This window comes from Rhodococcus sp. NPDC057529, assembly GCF_042802055.1.
Taxonomy (GTDB): Bacteria; Actinomycetota; Actinomycetes; order Mycobacteriales; family Mycobacteriaceae; genus Rhodococcus_F.
Window position 1 is genome coordinate 564,174 of the sequence record NZ_JBHVEY010000003.1, and the last position, 17,034, is coordinate 581,207.

A 17,034-nucleotide genomic window follows, 5' to 3' on the forward strand; every position below is an offset into this window, starting at 1 on the left:
ACTCACGCAAGTTCAACTTTCAACTTTAGTCGTGTGAAAATCGAGTGACACGGAGGTCGCGAGATGGAGTGGCCCCGGAAATTCTGAGGGGGAGAGGCATGTCCGTTGACGAAGAGCGACGTCAGGTCGAGTTGGTAGTCGACCGGCTCGCCGTGGAGCACGCCGGCGTGCCGCGCCACACGATCGAGCAGATCGTGCACGACGTGCATGCGGACTTCGACGCCGGGGTAGTACGCGATTTCGTTCCGTTGCTGGTCGAACGGTCCGCGAAGCGGAAGATCGCAGCTCTCACCAGCTTCTGACGCTCCATCTCCGCGCTGTCACGAGTGCAGCGGCGCCTGCAGTATGGCGGTGTCGTCGCCGGGTGCGCTGACGCCGAGCATGGTGGCGTCGGACATCGGCAGCGCCACGGCGAGGTTCATCGACATCTTCCGGTCGCCGCCGGCGATGAAACTTCCTGCGTTCATGCGGCTTCCGTCGGGTCGTTGCAGCCAGACGTTGTACGTGCTGCCCTGGGGGAGTCCGGTGACGTCGAGGCTGATCCCGGTTCCCCAGGCGCGGTTCTCCACCCGAGCGGACGCCTCCACGCCCGCGGCGGGCGCGGTGAACGCCACCGGCTGTCCGGGCGGGGTGGTCGGAACGAGGGTGCGGAGAAAAAATCCGCCGGTGAGCAGGCCGAGAGCGGTGACGGCGGCCGCGGCGACGACCGCGATCCGGCGGTGACGTTGCCGGCTGCGTTCGCGGTCGAGCGTCGCGAGGATCGTGCCGGGAAGTGCGGGGGACGGCGCCGGCGGCGGCTCGAGGAGCCGGTCGGGGTCCGCCTGCCCCAGGACCGAGGCCACCGGGGTCAGCTCGATCAACTCGGCCCGGCAGTCCGGGCATCCGTCCAGGTGGGCGCGTACCGCCACGGCTTCGTGGTCGTCGAGGCGCCCGAGCGCGTACATGCCCAGCATGGTGTGCATCTGTCGGCAGCGATCACTGGTCACCCTGCCACCCCATTTCTTCCAGTACGAGTTTCAGCGCCTTCAGCCCGTAGTACACCCGACTGCGCACGGTGCCCACGGGGATGCCGAGTTCCGCCGCGACCTCGCTGGTGGGCCGGTCGCGCAAGTGAATCTCGACGAGGACGACGCGATGCTGTTCGGACAGTCGCCGCAGAGCCTCCTCGACCTGCAGTCCCACCAGCAATTGTTCCAGCGGGCGCTCGGGCACCGGAACGTCGGGCGGCTCGGTGTCGGCGAGCCGGGGCCGGGAAGCCCGCGCCCGGCTCGCGTCGATCACCACGTTGCGGCAGATGGCGTACAGCCATGTCCGGACGGTGGAACGCTGCGGGTCGTACCGGTCCGCGCCGCGCCAGGCGCGAAGAAACGTCTCCTGGACCACTTCCTCCGCGCGTCCCCGGTCTCCGAGTGAGCGGTAGGCGAGGGCGAACAGTTCGCCGGCGTGATCGTCGTAGACGGTCCGCAGCACCGCATCGTCGGCCAAATTCCCGACCGACTCCTCCGCCCGCTTGCGCGACATGCGTAGCCGCACGACCTCACCTCCTGCAACACCGGAAATGTCGTCGGCCCGTCCGACGTCCGCCAGGGTGTACGGACGTGGGTGCCGCGGCGTTCACCTCGATTCTCACACCAGCGTCTTCGTGAAAGTTCGCGGCAGCCGTGAACGCGGCCGGGCGGCGGTCCGTACTCCCCGGCGTCGTCCGCGATCGGCGGGCGGCATCAGAGAGAGAACGGAGATCTGATGATCGCGAAGCGCACGATTGTCGCGGTGGCCTGCGCGGGCGCCGCGGTTGCCCTGCTGTCGGGCTGCAGCCAGGCGACCGAGACCCCGGCGGATGCGCCGGCGAGCGCTGTCCCGGACACTGCGTCGACGACCGGCGTATCGGATGCAGCGCCGACGCTCGGCACGCGGGAGACCGCGCTCGGCACCGTGCTGACCGACGGCGACGGCTTCACGCTCTACCGCTTCGACGAGGACACCGCCGACCTGGTGCGGTGCGTGGGCCCGTGCGCGGAGATCTGGCCGCCGACACCCGGCACGCCGTTGCCGCACCCGGATGCCGTCCTGCCGGGCACGGTGGGCACCACGACGCGCCCGGACGGCGTCGAGCAGGCCACCTATGACGGTCATCCCCTCTACCGGTTCGCGAAGGACTCCGCCCCGGGGCTGACGAGCGGCGACGGGGTCAAGGGCACGTGGCACGTGGTGACGGTCGATGCCGCGCAGGGGTGACGGGCACGAACCCTCGGCCGGTGGTCGTTCGGGCACTGCCGTCACCCGGCGCAGCGCCCTGATCGGTCTGGCGGCGGTCGGTGCGATCGCCGCCGTGGACGTCGGCGGGTTCCTGTTCGCCGGCGGCCGGCGCACCCCGCACGCCGTCACGCCGTCGCGGTTCGTCGATCGGTTCGAGCAGGTCTTCGGCCGGCACGAGGGGTTCCGGCGCAACCACGCGAAGGGGGTGAGTGCCGCGGGCTGGTTCACGGCGACCGGTGCCGGGTCCGCGGTGTCCACGGCGAGCGTCTTCCGGGCAGGCGGCCGCTACCCCGTCACCGGACGGTTCTCGTTGTCGGGCGGGCTGCCTACCGCCGTCGATGCCGCCGACACCGTGCGCGGTCTGGGATTGGTGTTCCGGTTGCCCGGGGGAGAGCAGTGGCGGACCGCGATGATCGACAGTCCGGTGTTCCCCGACCGCACGCCGGACGGTTTCCGTGATCGGCTGCTCGCCTCGAAGAAGGTCCCGGACACCGGCAAGCCCGATCCGGCCGCGATGGCGTCGTTCCTGGCACGCCATCCCGAGACGGCGGCGGCGATGGACATCATCCGGCGACAGCCTCGCACCTCCGGATTCGGGGACAGCACGTTTCACGGACTCAATGCGTTCCGGTGCACCGACCGATCGGGGGCCACGGTTCCGGTGCGCTGGAAGCTGGTGCCGGAGCAACCCGTCCGGCATCCCGGCGCCGAGGAAGGGTCCGGGCGCGACTACCTGTTCGACGCCCTCGTCCGGGAGGTCACGCGGGGACCCCTGCGCTGGCGGATGATCCTCACACTCGGAGAGGCGGGGGACCCGACGGACGATGCCACCAGACCGTGGCCTGCCGATCGGAAGTCCCTCGACGTCGGCACGCTGACCGTCGACGCGATCGACACCGAAGCGCCGGGCAACGCGCGGGACGTCAACTTCGATCCGCTCGTGCTGCCGAACGGTATCGAGCCGTCCGACGATCCACTGCTCAGTGCGCGGTCCGCGGTCTACGCGGAATCGTTCAACCGACGGTCCGGCGAGCCGAAATCGCCGAGTCGAGTCGACGTTTCGGAGGTTCCCGATGAGCGGTAGCACGACGGGCCGGCCGACCCGGTACGCGTTCACGTCCCGGTTGCTGCACTGGGCGATGGCGATCCTGGTGATCGCCCAACTCTTTCTCGGCGTCGCGATGGTGGCGTCATTGGACGCCTACCACCTGTTGCGGACGGTGCATCAACCGCTGGGGTTCGCGATCCTCGTCCTCGCGGTCGTGCGCATCGGCAACCGGATCGTGCACCGGCCGCCGCCGTTGCCCACCGGGATGCGGCCCGCCGAGCGGATGGTCGCGACCGGGTCGGAGTACCTGCTCTACGGACTCCTGGTGCTGCAACCGGTCACCGGGTGGGCGATGCTGTCGGCGGGCGGGTTCCCGATCGGGCTCACCGCGCAGCTGAGTCTGCCCGCGATCGCGCCCCGCGATCCGGATCTGTACTCAGTGTTGCGGCAGTCCCACACCGTGCTCGGGTACCTGCTGTTCGCCGCGTTCACCGCGCACCTGTGCGCCGTCCTGTTCCACACGTTCGTCCTGCGTGACCGGATTCTCGGCCGGATGACGATGGGGCGCCGACCGCGGCCCGCCGAGCAGCCGCAACGACAGGATCAAGAGTTCAGGGTTTCCTGAATACAGAAATCGCTGTATCGTCGGGTCATGGAGATGGTGATCCATCGCGACGCGCTGGCCCGGTTCGGCTACGCGCTGTCGGACACGACGCGCACGCAGATTCTGCTGAGCCTGCGGTCGGGGCCCGGGTATCCGTCCGAGCTGGCCGAACAGATCGGGGTGTCGCGCCAGATCCTGTCGAATCACCTGGCCTGCCTGCGTGGTTGCGGCCTCGTCGTCGCGGCGCCGGAGGGGCGGCGCACACGGTACGAACTGGCGGATCCGCGGATCGGGCGCGCGCTGGGCGACCTGATCGGCCTGGTGCTGGCCGTCGATCCGTCCTGCTGCCCGGACGCCGAGACGGACGGCTGCTGCTGATGGCGTCGGAACTCGGAATGCCCTCCACGCGTCCGGCTCTCACCGCGGGGCGGCGGCAGGTGCTGGGGCGGCGGATCCGGTGGTTCGTGGCCGCGACGATCAGCTACAACGTGCTCGAGGCCATCATCGCGCTGAGCGAGGGCGCGCGGGTGTCGTCGACCGCGCTGATCGGGTTCGGTCTCGACTCGGTCATCGAGGTGTCCTCCGCGGCGGCCGTCGCCTGGCAGTTCGCCGGCAAGGACCCGGAATCGCGGGAGCGGGTGACGCTACGGATCATCGCGTTCTCGTTCTTCGCGTTGGCCGTGTATGTCACGGTCGACGCGATCCGATCCCTCTTCGGCATCGGCGAAGCGGAGCACTCGATCGTCGGGATCACCCTGGCGGCGGTCAGTCTCGCGATCATGCCGGTGCTGTCGTGGGCACAGCGGCGCGCGGGACGCGAACTCGGTTCCCTCTCGGCGGTCGCCGATTCCAAACAGACCCTGCTGTGCACCTACCTGTCCGCCGTCCTGCTGGTCGGCCTGCTGCTCAACTCCCTGCTGGGGTGGTCCTGGGCCGACCCGATCGCCGCCCTGGTCATCGCCGCGATCGCCGTGAAGGAGGGAATCAACGCGTGGCAGGGCGACACCTGTTGCCCGGCGCCGGTCACCACCTCCGGTGCCGGCGGCGGCCGGACCTGCGACTGCTGCGACGACTGAAAGGACCCGACGACCGCGTCACCTCCCCCCGACGATGCCGCTGTCGAGGAGTTTGGCGACGTCGGAGTCGGAGCTGCCGAGAAGGTCGCGGAGGACGCTGCCGGTGTCGTCGCCGACGGCGGAGGCGGGTGCCACGGTGGCGTGGTGTCCGTCGAACGATGCCGGGTGGCCGGAGGCGAGGTAGGTGCCGATCCGCGGCTGCTCGAGCGGGGTGAACATCGGGTTGTCTTCGAGTTCCCCGGATGTCACGAGTTCCTCGAACGTGCGGTAGCGCTCGGCGAGGACGGACGTCTTCGAGAGTGCTTCGGACACTTCGGCCGCGGTGTGTTCGCGGAACCAGCGGGTGAACAGCGCGGTGAGGACGTCGCGGTGGGTGAAGCGGTCGGCTTCGCGCGCGAAGTCGGCGTCGAGTGCGGTGGCGAGTGCGTCCACGGCGGCGGTGGTTCCGGTGACGGCTACGAGGTCGCGGAAGTGCCGTGGGGTGAGTGCCACGATCATGAACCGGGCGCCGTCGCTGGTGGTGAAATCCGTTCCGTACGTGCCGTAGACGGAGTTGCCGGTCCCTTGCCTGCCGGTGCCGTTGATCTGCACCTCGGTGAGGTATCCGAGGGTGCCGGCGGTGGCGAGCGCGACGTCCTCGAGCGGCAGGGAGATGCGGGTGCCCTCGCCGGTGGCGTCGCGGTGGCGGGCCGCGGAGGCGACGGCCAGCGCGGCGTACAGCCCGCACGCCACGTCCCAGGCGGGGAGAACGTGGTTGACGACGCCGGCATGATCGGCGGGACCGGTGATGGAGGGGAAGCCGAGTCCGGCGTTGACGGTGTAGTCGACGCCGGGGGAACCGTCACGGCCACCGAGGATTTCGAGGGTGATGACGTCGGAGCGGAGCGCGCTCAGTGTGTCGTGGGAGAGCCAGTCACGACCTCCCGCGTTGGTGACGAGAATTCCGCCGCCCGCGCCGGGGGCCGCGACCAGTTGCTGGACGAGCCGCTGCCCCTCGGGGTTGCGCATGTCGACGGCCACGGACCGCTTGCCGCGGTTGAGGCCGGTCCAGTAGATGCTCTCGCCGTCGCCCGTGATCGGCCAGCGGTTGTAGTCGGCGGCGCCGCCGATGGGGTCGATCCGGATGACCTCGGCCCCCAGCTGGGACAGGGTCAGTCCGCACAGGGGCGACGCGATGAAACTGGAGACCTCGACGATCCGAAGTCCGGCGAGGGGAGTGTGGGCGGTCACGAGAGATGCTCCTTGTTGGTGGAGGTCAGGCCATGAGGGCGGTGAAGCGCCAGTCGAGGACGGGGACGTCGGACGCTGTGGCGTTGTGCGCGAACACCAGTGAACGCAGGTGCAGTATTCCGCCGCCGCCGGGCAGCTCCTCGGCGCTCTCGATCTCGAGTTCGCTGGTGAGGGTGTCGCCTTCGTGGACGGGTCCGGTGTGGTCGCAGGACTTCCAGCCGAGGACCGTGACGAGGTTCGGCAGGGCTCGCGTGGCCTGCCCGAGCGCGATGCCGATGGTGTGCCCGCCGTAGACGAGTCGTCCGTCGGCGCCGACCCGTTCGTCGTGGTGGGTGGCCGCGATGTTGAGGGTGAGGCGCGCCAGTTCGGGGGCGCTCGACACCACGTCGCCGCTGCTCCGCAGCACGGATCCGGCGAGGTCGGCCGAGAAGTGCTGTCCCGGAACCTTGTCGCGGTAGCGGGCGAGGTCCCAGCCCTCGGGGGCGGCGAACGACTGCTCCGACTGCGGCCCGATCGCGGACAGGTCGTCGGACTTGCGGACGCGGTCCTCGTCGGGGTTCTCGCTCAACGGGAGCATCGCGCAGCGGTAGAAGTCGAGGACGGTGCGGCCGTCCTGGTCGGTGGACGTCATCCGCAGAGCCGCCAGACCGGTGGGTTTGCGTCCCGGTTTCGCCGAGTTCTCCCGCAGTCCCACCACTTCGGTGCGCGTGTAGAGCGTGTCGCCGAGATGCGGGAAGTGATGGAAACGGAGGCCGCGGTAGAACAGGTTGGCCTTCACGTGGTGAGTGGCCAGCGTGGACTGTCCGATGGCGACGTCGGTGACGAGGCCGGGGTTCGCGACGGCGTCTGCGGACCCGGTGACGGCCCGGGACAGGTGCGCGTCGAGGGGCAGCCGCAGGCGGTCGCCGAGGATGGCTTGGTGGGCGGCGGCGAGGCCGCCGGTGAGGGTGACGGCGGGGGCGGTGTCGAATACCTGCCCGACCTCGAGTTCGTCGAAGTACGGGCCACCGACGTACGTCTGCGTGATCGTCACCGGGCACCTACCTGGGCGAGAACACGTCGTGCCGCGACAGCGACGGCCTCGTCGAGCATCTGCCCGTCGAGTTGCGCCGCCCCGGCGCCCGCGGCCTCGGCGGCGGCGAGTGCGTCGATCACGCGTCGCGCATCCTCGACCGCGGTGTCGGTGGGGGTGAAGGCCGCGGCGGCGGACTCGACCTGCGCGGGATGGATGACCCATTTTCCGTCGAACCCGAGCGCGCTGGTCCACGCGGCCGAGTGGCGGAACGCGTCGTCGTCGGCGATGCCGAGGAACGGGCCGTCGATCGCCTGGATGCCGGCGGCGCGGGCCGCGACGAGGATGCCGTCCTGGATCGGGAGCCAGTGCTCGGGGAGGGCGGAGCGGGACCGGCCGAGCGCCGCCCCGAGATCGGCGTAGCCGATGATGACGGACTCGAGCCGGGCGACCGCGTGGGTGATGTCGGCGATGTTCTGCACGCCGACTGGGGTTTCGACGAGAGCCTGCAGCCCGATGTCGGTACCGGCGAGAGCCTGATCGGCGCGGACCAGATCCTGCGCCGTCTCCACCTTGGGAACCACGATGCTCGTGAGCGCGGCGCCGAGGGAGGCGCACAGGGCGAGGTCGTCCTCCGTCCACGGCGTGGTCAGCGCGTTGATGCGGACCGCGACGGCCCGGGAGCCGTCCGATTCGAGCACGAGGCGGCGCACGAGGTCGCGGGCCTCGGCCTTCTTGGCGGAGGCGACGGCGTCTTCGAGGTCGAGGACCACCTCGTCGGCGGTCGACCGGAGCGCCTTGACGGCCTTGCGCTCGTCGGATCCGGGCGCCACCAGAACGGCGCGCCTGCGGGTGAGGGTCTGCACGATGCTTCATTCCTAGGGTCCGGGAGCCCGGGTCGGGCTGGATATGTACGGCCAGCCTGATGCGGCTGCGCTGCTGATGCTGGCAGCGACGCAGCGGTCATGTCAAGACCGATCGTTGACTTTAGGCAGACATTGTCGGATTATGGCCGTACAAATGTTGTGGAAAGTGTGAGGTGGATTCATGGCCAAGCTGAACGAGGAAGAGGCGTACCTGGTCGAGACGGTGCGCGCGTTCATCGATCGCGACGTGAAGCCGACGGTGCAGGCGGTGGAACACGCCAACGAGTACCCCGAGAAGTGGATCGAGCAGATGAAGCAGATCGGGATCTACGGTCTGGCGGTCCCGGAGGAGTACGGCGGATCACCGGTGTCGATGCCCTGCTACGCGCAGGTGACGCAGGAACTGGCCCGCGGATGGATGAGCCTCGCCGGTGCGATGGGCGGGCACACCGTCGTCGCGAAACTGCTGTCGCTGTACGGCACGGAGGAGCAGAAGCAGCAGTACCTGCCGAAGATGGCGACCGGCGAGATCCGGGCCACGATGGCGCTGACCGAGCCCGGTGGTGGTTCGGATCTGCAGGCCATGTCCACCACCGCCAAGGCGGACGGTGACGATCTGGTGATCTCCGGTTCCAAGACCTGGATCTCCAACGCCCGTCGGTCGGGGCTGATCGCGTTGCTGTGCAAGACCGATCCGCAGGCGACCCCCAAGCACCGGGGCATCTCCATCGTCCTGGTCGAGCACGGCCCCGGTCTGACGGTGTCGCGGGATCTGCCCAAGCTCGGCTACAAGGGTGTCGAGACGTGTGAGCTGTCGTTCGACGGGTACCGGATTCCGGCGTCGGCGATCCTCGGCGGCACCCCGGGCAAGGGGTTCGGTCAGATGATGAAGGGCCTGGAGACCGGGCGCATCCAGGTGGCGTGCCGTGCGCTGGGTGTGGCCACGGCGGCGCTCGAGGATTCCCTGGCCTACGCGCAGCAGCGGGAGAGCTTCGGGCAGCCGATCTGGAAGCACCAGTCGATCGGCAACTACCTGGCCGACATGGCGACCAAGCTGACCGCGGCCCGGCAGCTGACCTGGCATGCGGCGGAGCAGTACGACAGCGGCGACCGGTGCGACATGGAGGCCGGCATGGCGAAGCTGTACGCGTCGGAGGTGGCGATGGACATCGCCCTCAACGCCGTCCGGATCCACGGTGGTTACGGCTATTCCACCGAGTACGACGTGGAGCGCTACTTCCGCGACGCCCCGTTGATGATCGTCGGCGAAGGCACCAACGAGATCCAGCGCAACGTCATCGTCTCGCAGTTGGTGTCGCGAGGCGGCATCTAGTCGGCAACCTGCACGTAGGATCGGTGCGCGATGAACGGTAGGGAACGAGAACGAGAGACGGAGCCGGCGTACCAGCTGGTGTCGAGGCAGCTCCGCGAGCACATTGCTGCAGGCAAGTACAGCGGCGGGATCAAGCTGCCCACCGAATTCGAGCTCGCGGACCAGCACGGCGTCAGCCGGCAGACCGTTCGTCGCGCATTCCAGGACCTGGTGGCCGAGGGCATCGTCTACCGGGTCCCGGGCCGGGGCACGTTCGCCGCCGAGTCCGACGGCCGATACCTGCGGCAGCTGGGGTCGATCGAGGATCTGATGAACCTGTCCACGGACACCACCATGGAGGTGGTCACGCCCCTGCGCCGCCGGGTCGACATCGAGGCGGCGAGCAGGCTCCGCCTCGACACCGACCTCGTCAACACGGTCGTGTTCCGGCGACGCCACGACGACACGCCGTTCGTGCTGACCACCGTCTACCTGCCCGACGAGATCGCCCGGTTCGTCGCCGACGCACCCGAGATGTCCGAGGGTGCCGTCAGCTCGCACACGATCATCGGCCTGCTCGAACCGCACCTGCGGAGCCCCATCACCGAGGCCGCGCAATCGATCACCGTCGCGCCGGCGCCGGCGGACGTGGCCCGCGAACTCGGCTGCTCCGAGGGCCACTCGATGCTGCGGGTGGACCGCCTCTACTCCGACTCGGACGGGCGGACCGTCGAATTGGCGGTCAGCTACTTCCTGCCCGAGCATTACACCTACCGCGTGACCCTCCGCCGCGGCGGACGCTGACCTCGCTGCTCGGGCTCGACGATCCACGGTCTACGTGTCGGCCGGGGCGGTGCCCGAGCCCCAGCTTCCGAACTGCTCCACCACGCCCCACAGCGGGTCGGTGGGGCCGATGTCGTACGTGCACTCGGCGGGCCGGGGGTCCGGGACGAACGCCCACAGCAGCGCCCCGGCCGCTCCCGCGTCCCGCTGTCCCTGGATCTTCGCGGCGATGTGCGTCGCCCGGTCCTCGATGGCGGCGCACGATCCGGCGAGTTCGCCGATCTCGCCCACCAGGAGCGGTTTGCCGAGTGCGGCAGCCTGTTCGAGGCGCCGCGCGAGCCCGTTCCACTGATCGCCGGGCAGCGGAACGCCGTCGGCGCCGTAATCGTGGTACTGCACGACGTCGACATACGTTGATGCCGAGACGAATTGGTACTCGTCGCCCTGGGTTCCGCACTGGCCGCCGCCGGTGAAACCCGCCGTGATCAGCGTGCGTGGATCACGCGCCCGCACCTCGGCGCCCGCGGCGTCGAAGAAGTCACGCAGCACCTGTGCCGCACCGGGCTCGCACGACCGGGTCCACCACGAGCAGTCGACGTCGGTGCACGTGCTCGTCTCCGGCTCCCCGACGAGTTCCCACGCCGCGAGCGACGGCGAACCCTTGAACCTGTCGACGGCCGTGCGTGTCCAGTCCCGGAAACTCATCAGCGTGCGGGGCGCACCCGGCGTCATCGTCGTCCAGCCGTCCACGTACCACTGCCTGCCCTTGAACACCCCGTCCTCGCACGCCCCGTCCTGAGGTGCGAGCACCGGGATCAGCATCTGGTCGTGCGCCTCGGCCGCCGCGAACACGGCGTCCATCGCCCCGAAGTCCAGCTGTCCGGTGAAGCGGTTGATCGCCAGCGCCTGGAAGAGGTTGAACCGGGTCAGCGAGTGAGGTGGGAGCGCGGAGAAGTAGGAGTCGAGGTCGACCATTGCGCCGCACCCCCAATTGACCGACCAATTCGTGGCCAATTGGTAGGCATTGAACCCGGTCGGCCACCAGGGTTGCCCGTCGAGCGCGAACCCGTCGGACGAGGCCGTGACCCTGGCCCCCGGCGCGGGAGCGGCAGCCGACACGAAGCCCCCTCCCAGCGCCGTCAGAGCGGCGGTCGCGATCACCGCGGCCAGCTTCGTGATGCGCGTCACCGTCATGAATGAATAGTAGGGACCGGTCGGTACGAATGGTGGCCCGTTTCGCGCCTCGAGCGACCGTCCAGTCCCCCTGACAGGGGACGACGCCTCGAACTTCACCCCCTCGACCCGATAGTGTGCACGGCGGGGGCAAGCGCACGTCATCACCGAGAATTCGCAGAGGTTTACATTGTCGAGTCCCGAAAACGACGCCGAGCTCGCAGGCCGCGTCCAGCGCCTGCTGCAGTTCCTGCGTGAGATCGTCCGGGCTCGTACAAAGCCGGTTCTCCGCGTCGACCAGCACGAACAGGTCGAATGGCTGCACCAGGACGGCCGGACCATCCCACTCGATTCCGACGCCGCGCAGGGCGACATCGTTCTGCGCGTGCCCCTCATCGGCGTCGAGGATCCGCCGGAACTACCGACCGTCCTGGCCGGCTGGGTGGACGCGTCCGCCCGCGCCGACAGCTCGCGGTCCGACCTCGAGCTGAACGCGTCCGACGCGTACGCCGAGGACGCCGACGAGGAATACGACGTGCGCCGGGCGTACGACGTCCGGCAGGCGTTCGACGCCTACGTCCCGCGGTGGCAGGCGTGGGCGAAGGCGGATCGGGAGCGTCGCCCGCACGCCGATCTGTACCAGTCGCTGCAGCGGATGCTGCAGGAGCTGAACGCCCGCCCCGAGTCGATCGAACTCGTGCTCGCGTCCGGTCTGCTGACCCTGGCGGGTGCGGGACCGGACGACGGCGTCCAGACCCACCTGGTCGCCCAGTCGGCGAGCATCCACCGCGATCCGCGCACCGGCGACCTGCTGGTGCGGCTGATCGCGGGCTCCCAGCCCCGGCTCGAAGACTCCCAGTTGTTCACCGGACTGGACGTCTACGACAGCGCGCACGCGATGCCGCTGCAGAAGCAACTGCAGGACACCGTCGCGTCGCCGCTGAGCGACGGCGTCCGCGCACTGCTCGCGGAGTGGGCGCCGAAATCGCTGACGGCGTACGTCGCCGTGCGGGACGACGTGCGGCAGCCCGCCGGCCACGAGGACGGCACCGTCACGCTGTCGCCCGCCCTGGTGCTGCGCAAGCGCAGCGCGTTCGCTCTGGTCGAGTACTACGAGCAGATGATCTCCCACCTCGACCGCGACGGCGCGACCGTCCCGCTCGGGCTCGCCCAGTTGGTCGAGGCGATCGAACCGGCGGACCGGCTGTCGTGGCTCGAGCGCACCGGCGCCGCCACCTCGCAGTCGCTCGCCGAAGACCCGTTGTTCCCGCTTCCGGCCAACGCCGAGCAGTCACAGATCATCGAGCGGCTCGGCGGCGACAGCGGAGTGGTGGTCGAGGGCCCACCCGGGACCGGCAAGACCCACACGATCGCCAACCTGGTGTCGGCGCTGCTCGCGCGCGGCCAGCGGGTGCTCGTCACGAGCGAGAAGGCGCAGGCGCTCCGCGTCCTGAGGGACAAGCTCCCGCCCGAGATGCAGGAACTCTGCGTCTCGATCACGGACCTGTCCCGCGGCGGCTCGGACGAGCTCACCCGGAGTGTGGCGACCATCGCCGAACGGAAGTCGTCGTTCAACCCGCACAGCGAGGGCCAGAAGATCGCCGACCTCCGCGCCCAGCGGGACGAGGCCGTGCAGAAGCGGGCCGTCGTGCTCGAGCAGGTGAAGGCGCTGCGCGAGTCCGAGACGTACCAGCACGACGCGGTCGCCGACGGCTACGAGGGCACCGCCGCCACCATCGTCCGCAAGGTCATGGGCCTGCAGGACGCGTTCGAGTGGCTTCCCGGACCGCTGCTCAGCGAGCAACCGCCCCTCACCGGCACCGAGGTCGAGACCCTGCGCCGGCTGTGCGTGACGGCGTCCCCCGAGCGCGCGCAGCGGGCACGCCAGACGCTTCCCGCGCTGGACTCCCTGCTGCCGAACCGGGCCGAACTCGAACGGCTCTGCTCGCGCGCGTCGACCAGCATCCCCATCGACACCCCGCAGTCGGCGCATCTGCTCGAAGTCCTCGGCGGCGTCGATCCGGAGACCGCGTACTCCATCCGCAGGCACTGCAAGGAACTGCAGGCCCGCGCGCACGACGTCCTCGACCTGGACGGTCAGTTCCAGAGCCTCGCCGACACCGTGCTGTCCGGCCGGGCCACCCACCTGTGGGGGCGCCTGGACGCGCTGCCCGCGATCGTCGAGGCGGCCGCCGCCGCCGACCGGTACATCGGTGCGCAGGACGTCCAGTGCGCCGTCATGACCCGGCCCGCCCTGCAGGCGGTGGGTGCGCTCGCCGTCGCGATGGAATCCGGCACCGTCGAATGGAAGACCCGGTTCCGTCGCAGCGAGGAACAGAAGGCCGTCGAAGAGCTCGGCCTCGACGCCACCGTCGACGGCGTACCCGCCACGACCGCCGCCACCGTGCGGCTCGTGACCGAGCACCTGCGCGCCCACGACGCCGCGCAGACCGCCGCGACTTTGCTGGCCGATCTGCGGATTCCGGTGGACATGAACGGGTCTCGTGCCGTTCAGGTCGACAGCCTCAACATGATCGTCGGCCGGGTGGCCCGCGTGCGCGCCCTCCTCGTCGCCCGCGACGCGCTGGCCCGTGAACTGTTCGCGCTGTCCCCGAACGCGCCGCGGATCCGTAACCTCGCGGACGCCACCGCGGTGGCCGGGGCCGCAGAGGCCATCACCACCCGCGCCGACGTGGACAGTGCGCGTGCGGAACTCGACACCATCGTCTCGGCCGTCTCCACCGAGGTCGACGCGGGACCCTCACCCGAAGGCGCCGCCCTGGTGGCGGCGCTCGACCAGGCCGACAACGCCGCCCTCTCAGAGGCACTCACCCGGTACGCGATCGCCCGCGTCGAACAGCAGGATCAGCGGCTGTTCGACGAGTTGTCCGACCGGCTGTCACCCGTCGCGCCGGCACTGTACGACCTGGTGCGCAGGACGGCGGCGCTCACCGAGTGGGACGAGATGAGCTGGCAGATGTCCGAGGCCTGGGCATGGCGACGCGCCCGCCAATGGGTCACCGAGCAGCACCGGGCCGGTCGTGAGCAGGAACTCGAAGCCGAACTCAACGCCGTCGACGCGGATCTCGCGCATCTGACCGCGCGGCTCGCGGCGGCCACCGCCTGGCGCGACTGCCTCGAACACCTGACGGCCGACCAGGTGCGAGCACTGCAGACGTACCGCGAGCACATCTCGAGCATCGGTGCAGGCGCCGGAAAGTATGCCGAGAAGTACCGCAGCGCAGCACGATCCGCGATGGGGGAGGCGCAGGGCGCGGTGCCGGCATGGGTGATGCCGCTGCAGCAGGTCCTCGCGTCCATCCCGCCCGTGCCGGGCAGCTTCGACGTCGTCATCGTCGACGAGGCGAGCCAGGCCGACATCACCAACCTGTTCCTGCTGTGGCTGGCGCCGCGGGTCATCGTCGTCGGCGACGACAAGCAGTGCGCCCCCGCCGACATCCCCACCAGCGGCACCCTCGACGACGTGTTCACCCGCCTGGACGCGTACCTGCCCGACCTCCCCGAGTACGTCCAGGCGACGCTCACGCCGCGGTCGAGTTTGTTCTCGATCCTGCGCACCAGCTTCGGGCAGGTGGTCCGGCTCCGGGAGCACTTCCGCTCGATGCCCGAGATCATCAACTGGTCGAGCACCCAGTTCTACGGCGAACTGCCGCTGGTCCCGGTGCGGCAGTTCGGCGCGGACCGGCTTCCGCCGCTGAAACATACGTACGTATCCGAGGCCTTCGTGTCGGGCAAGGACGCGACCCTGACCAACCACGTCGAGGCCGCCGCCCTCGTCGATCAGCTCATCGAATGCCTCGTCGACCCCCGCTACGACGGCAAGACGTTCGGAATCGTCGTGCTGCAGGGGCAGTCCCAGGTCGACGCCATCCGCACCGAACTCGTCAAACGCATCGGCATCGAACAGTGGGAGCAGCGGCGACTGCGCGTCGGGACACCGCCCGACTTCCAGGGCGACGAACGGAGCGTCGTCTTCCTGTCGATGGTCGTGGGACCGGAACAGAACTTCGCGCCGCTGACCGCGAACCAGTACAAGCGGCGGTTCAACGTGGCGGCGTCACGGGCGCAGGATCAGCTGTGGCTGTTCCACTCCGTGACCGTCGACGAACTGAAGCGGGCCGACCTGCGCAACTCCCTGCTCAGCTACATGATGTCGACGTCGCCGGCGCCGGCCGACCCGATGCCGCATAACGTCGACCGCGACGTGCGGATCCCCCCGTTCGACAATCTCCTCGAACAGCGGGTGTTCAACGACATCGCCGAACGCGGCTACCACGTCAATTCCCAAGTCGAGGTGAACAATCGGCGCATCGACCTCGTCGTCACCGGCGGCACCATGAGGCTCGCCGTCGAATGCGACGGCGACGCGTTCTCGACCACCCCGGAACAGCGGATTGCGGACCTCGAACGCGAGCAGGAACTCAAGCGGTGCGGCTGGACGTTCTGGCGCGTCCGCGAATCGGAGTACTACCTCGACCCGAAGGCCGCCCTGTCGAGTCTGTGGGAGACGTTGGACAACCTGGGCATCGCCCCGCACGCAGTCGATCACGCGATGGCCATCGAGGCCGCCGCCGCCGAACGCGCGGCGCGCGACGCGGCAGCAGCGACCGAGCGCGGGAAGCATGCTGCGCCCATAGGCGCTTCGCACCCGTGAGTACTTATTAACGTCGGGCGGTTAATAAGTACTCACGGGCCGGAGGCATCGGCTGTCGCCACGGAACTCGGCGATGACGTCGTCGCCGCGGCGGACGGTGACGTCGTAGAGGCCGTTGCGCCCGTAGCGGGCCCGCTCCACGGCCTCGGCGACGAGGGTGTCGCCGAGGCGGGTGGACGCGAGGAACCGGATGTCGGCGCGGGCGGCGACCGCGGCGGTGTCGTACCCGTTGCACGCCATCGCGAATGCGGTGTCGGCGAGGGTGAACACGAAACCGCCGTGGGTGATGCCGTGGCCGTTGACCATGGTCTCACCCACGACCATCGACGCGACCGCGTGACCGGGGCTGAGCTCGAGGATCTGGATGCCGAGCGCGCGGGACGCGTTGTCTGCCTCGAACATCTCCCGCGCGATACGGCATTCCGCGGACGCGTCGACAGTCATGGTTCTCCTACTGGTTGTAGACGGATTCTTCTTCTTGGACGTACATGGTGACGCCGCCGGTGGCGAAGTTGCGGACGTCCTTGCCCGCCTGCTTCATCTCCTCGGACTGCAACCCGGACTTCATGGTCTCGGCGTCGGGGAAGATGAGGCTCGCGACGGCGTAGTACGGCGGTGTCCCACCGTCGAGGGCGCTGCATTTGCCCCACGTGAAGTCGGACAGGCCGGGGACCTTGCGTGCCAGCGGCATGTGGGTGTCGCGGTAGTAGGCGTCGAACGCGTCGGGGTCATCGGGCTGGCCGTAACAGACGGCGACCTTGAAACTCATGCATCTTCTCCTTTGGCGACGAGGGTGAGAACGTCGTACGTTGCGACGGGGTCGCCGTCCTGGTTGACGACGACTGCATCCCAGCGGACTTCACCGTAGTCGGCGCTGCTGCGCGGGGTGATGAGCTTCGCGGTGAGGGTGACGGTGAGGCTGTCGTCGGCCTTGACGGGGGTGAGGAACCGGAGGTTGTCGACGCCGAAGTTGGCGAGGACGGGACCGGGGTTGGGTTC

At 69.3% G+C, this 17,034-nt stretch carries 17 protein-coding genes and 1 pseudogene; 9 read left to right on the forward strand and 9 right to left on the reverse strand.

Annotation, left to right across the window (positions count from 1 at the left end; all coding sequences use genetic code 11):
* Positions 1–98: 98 nt before the first annotated feature.
* The gene (locus tag ACFU5V_RS08500; RefSeq protein WP_378430184.1) at positions 99–302 is read left to right on the forward strand and encodes a three-helix bundle dimerization domain-containing protein; all 204 of its coding nucleotides are present in this window, start codon (positions 99–101) and stop codon (positions 300–302) included.
* Between the two features lie 18 nt (positions 303–320).
* Here ACFU5V_RS08500 and ACFU5V_RS08505 read toward each other — a convergent pair whose 3' ends face one another.
* Entirely contained in the window at positions 321–986 is a 666-nt protein-coding gene (locus ACFU5V_RS08505; RefSeq protein WP_378698383.1) for a zf-HC2 domain-containing protein, read from the reverse strand.
* On the reverse strand, positions 976–1,521 hold the full coding sequence (locus ACFU5V_RS08510; RefSeq protein WP_378698385.1) for a sigma-70 family RNA polymerase sigma factor: 546 nt from the start codon (positions 1,519–1,521) through the stop codon (positions 976–978). The genes ACFU5V_RS08505 and ACFU5V_RS08510 overlap by 11 nt, the downstream gene beginning before the upstream one ends.
* Before the next feature lie 222 nt (positions 1,522–1,743).
* Here ACFU5V_RS08510 and ACFU5V_RS08515 point away from each other — a divergent pair, with 222 nt between their 5' ends.
* The 5 genes from ACFU5V_RS08515 to ACFU5V_RS08535 are packed head-to-tail and all read left to right on the forward strand — an operon-like array spanning position 1,744 to position 4,984.
* On the forward strand, positions 1,744–2,235 hold the full coding sequence (locus ACFU5V_RS08515) for a hypothetical protein (protein WP_378430187.1): 492 nt from the start codon (positions 1,744–1,746) through the stop codon (positions 2,233–2,235).
* On the forward strand, positions 2,219–3,340 hold the full coding sequence (locus ACFU5V_RS08520) for a catalase family peroxidase (protein ID WP_378698386.1): 1,122 nt from the start codon (positions 2,219–2,221) through the stop codon (positions 3,338–3,340). Before ACFU5V_RS08515 ends, ACFU5V_RS08520 begins: the two co-directional genes overlap by 17 nt.
* Positions 3,330–3,929, forward strand: a complete 600-nt coding sequence (locus ACFU5V_RS08525; protein ID WP_378698388.1) for a cytochrome b — start codon at positions 3,330–3,332, stop codon at positions 3,927–3,929. Before ACFU5V_RS08520 ends, ACFU5V_RS08525 begins: the two co-directional genes overlap by 11 nt.
* Positions 3,930–3,956: 27 nt before the next feature.
* A complete protein-coding gene (locus ACFU5V_RS08530; protein WP_378698390.1) occupies positions 3,957–4,286 on the forward strand; it encodes an ArsR/SmtB family transcription factor in 330 nt (109 codons plus the stop codon).
* Positions 4,286–4,984, forward strand: a complete 699-nt coding sequence (locus ACFU5V_RS08535; protein ID WP_378698392.1) for a cation transporter — start codon at positions 4,286–4,288, stop codon at positions 4,982–4,984. Before ACFU5V_RS08530 ends, ACFU5V_RS08535 begins: the two co-directional genes overlap by 1 nt.
* Positions 4,985–5,002: 18 nt before the next feature.
* On the opposite strand, the gene ACFU5V_RS08540 is transcribed toward ACFU5V_RS08535, so the two are convergent.
* The 3 genes from ACFU5V_RS08540 to ACFU5V_RS08550 are packed head-to-tail and all read right to left on the reverse strand — an operon-like array spanning position 5,003 to position 8,092.
* Positions 5,003–6,214 carry a CoA transferase gene (locus tag ACFU5V_RS08540; protein WP_378698394.1) on the reverse strand — a complete coding sequence of 404 codons (1,212 nt, stop codon included), beginning with the start codon at positions 6,212–6,214 and terminating at the stop codon, positions 5,003–5,005.
* A 25-nt stretch (positions 6,215–6,239) separates the two neighbouring features.
* The gene (locus ACFU5V_RS08545; RefSeq protein ID WP_378698396.1) at positions 6,240–7,247 is read right to left on the reverse strand and encodes a MaoC family dehydratase; all 1,008 of its coding nucleotides are present in this window, start codon (positions 7,245–7,247) and stop codon (positions 6,240–6,242) included.
* The gene (locus tag ACFU5V_RS08550; RefSeq protein ID WP_378698398.1) at positions 7,244–8,092 is read right to left on the reverse strand and encodes an HpcH/HpaI aldolase/citrate lyase family protein; all 849 of its coding nucleotides are present in this window, start codon (positions 8,090–8,092) and stop codon (positions 7,244–7,246) included. The genes ACFU5V_RS08545 and ACFU5V_RS08550 overlap by 4 nt, the downstream gene beginning before the upstream one ends.
* 181 nt (positions 8,093–8,273) lie before the next feature.
* Here ACFU5V_RS08550 and ACFU5V_RS08555 point away from each other — a divergent pair, with 181 nt between their 5' ends.
* Both ACFU5V_RS08555 and ACFU5V_RS08560 read left to right on the forward strand, forming a co-directional pair.
* On the forward strand, positions 8,274–9,425 hold the full coding sequence (locus ACFU5V_RS08555) for an acyl-CoA dehydrogenase family protein (protein ID WP_378432148.1): 1,152 nt from the start codon (positions 8,274–8,276) through the stop codon (positions 9,423–9,425).
* Positions 9,426–9,455: 30 nt separating this feature from the next.
* Positions 9,456–10,208, forward strand: coding sequence for a GntR family transcriptional regulator (locus tag ACFU5V_RS08560; protein ID WP_378698400.1), 753 nt, complete (start codon positions 9,456–9,458; stop codon positions 10,206–10,208).
* Positions 10,209–10,238: 30 nt separating this feature from the next.
* Here the strand turns inward: ACFU5V_RS08560 and ACFU5V_RS08565 are convergent, their stop codons facing one another.
* Positions 10,239–11,381 carry a beta-mannosidase gene (locus ACFU5V_RS08565; RefSeq protein ID WP_378698401.1) on the reverse strand — a complete coding sequence of 381 codons (1,143 nt, stop codon included), beginning with the start codon at positions 11,379–11,381 and terminating at the stop codon, positions 10,239–10,241.
* Between the two features lie 169 nt (positions 11,382–11,550).
* Here ACFU5V_RS08565 and ACFU5V_RS08570 point away from each other — a divergent pair, with 169 nt between their 5' ends.
* Positions 11,551–16,035, forward strand: coding sequence for an AAA domain-containing protein (locus ACFU5V_RS08570; protein WP_378698404.1), 4,485 nt, complete (start codon positions 11,551–11,553; stop codon positions 16,033–16,035).
* 21 nt (positions 16,036–16,056) lie between these two features.
* On the opposite strand, the gene paaI is transcribed toward ACFU5V_RS08570, so the two are convergent.
* The 3 genes and pseudogenes from paaI to ACFU5V_RS08585 form a co-directional block, all read right to left on the reverse strand.
* Positions 16,057–16,479: a hydroxyphenylacetyl-CoA thioesterase PaaI gene (paaI, locus tag ACFU5V_RS08575; protein ID WP_087559862.1), complete on the reverse strand. Its 423-nt coding sequence runs from the start codon at positions 16,477–16,479 to the stop codon at positions 16,057–16,059.
* A 7-nt stretch (positions 16,480–16,486) separates the two neighbouring features.
* Positions 16,487–16,804, reverse strand: a complete 318-nt coding sequence (locus ACFU5V_RS08580; RefSeq protein ID WP_378698406.1) for an EthD family reductase — start codon at positions 16,802–16,804, stop codon at positions 16,487–16,489.
* Positions 16,801–17,034 (reverse strand): annotated as a pseudogene (locus ACFU5V_RS08585) (phenylacetic acid degradation bifunctional protein PaaZ); the annotation flags it as partial. The pseudogene ACFU5V_RS08585 and the gene ACFU5V_RS08580, both read right to left, overlap by 4 nt.

Coding starts and splice junctions, on each gene's coding strand:
- ACFU5V_RS08580 (WP_378698406.1), bottom strand. CDS start 16,804: ATGAGTTTCAAGGTCGCCGTCTGTTACGGCCAGCCCGATGACCCCGAC.
- ACFU5V_RS08510 (WP_378698385.1), bottom strand. CDS start 1,521: ATGTCGCGCAAGCGGGCGGAGGAGTCGGTCGGGAATTTGGCCGACGAT.
- ACFU5V_RS08555 (WP_378432148.1), top strand. CDS start 8,274: ATGGCCAAGCTGAACGAGGAAGAGGCGTACCTGGTCGAGACGGTGCGC.
- paaI (WP_087559862.1), bottom strand. CDS start 16,479: ATGACTGTCGACGCGTCCGCGGAATGCCGTATCGCGCGGGAGATGTTC.
- ACFU5V_RS08500 (WP_378430184.1), top strand. CDS start 99: ATGTCCGTTGACGAAGAGCGACGTCAGGTCGAGTTGGTAGTCGACCGG.
- ACFU5V_RS08535 (WP_378698392.1), top strand. CDS start 4,286: ATGGCGTCGGAACTCGGAATGCCCTCCACGCGTCCGGCTCTCACCGCG.
- ACFU5V_RS08525 (WP_378698388.1), top strand. CDS start 3,330: ATGAGCGGTAGCACGACGGGCCGGCCGACCCGGTACGCGTTCACGTCC.
- ACFU5V_RS08515 (WP_378430187.1), top strand. CDS start 1,744: ATGATCGCGAAGCGCACGATTGTCGCGGTGGCCTGCGCGGGCGCCGCG.
- ACFU5V_RS08560 (WP_378698400.1), top strand. CDS start 9,456: ATGAACGGTAGGGAACGAGAACGAGAGACGGAGCCGGCGTACCAGCTG.
- ACFU5V_RS08530 (WP_378698390.1), top strand. CDS start 3,957: ATGGAGATGGTGATCCATCGCGACGCGCTGGCCCGGTTCGGCTACGCG.
- ACFU5V_RS08520 (WP_378698386.1), top strand. CDS start 2,219: ATGCCGCGCAGGGGTGACGGGCACGAACCCTCGGCCGGTGGTCGTTCG.
- ACFU5V_RS08565 (WP_378698401.1), bottom strand. CDS start 11,381: ATGACGGTGACGCGCATCACGAAGCTGGCCGCGGTGATCGCGACCGCC.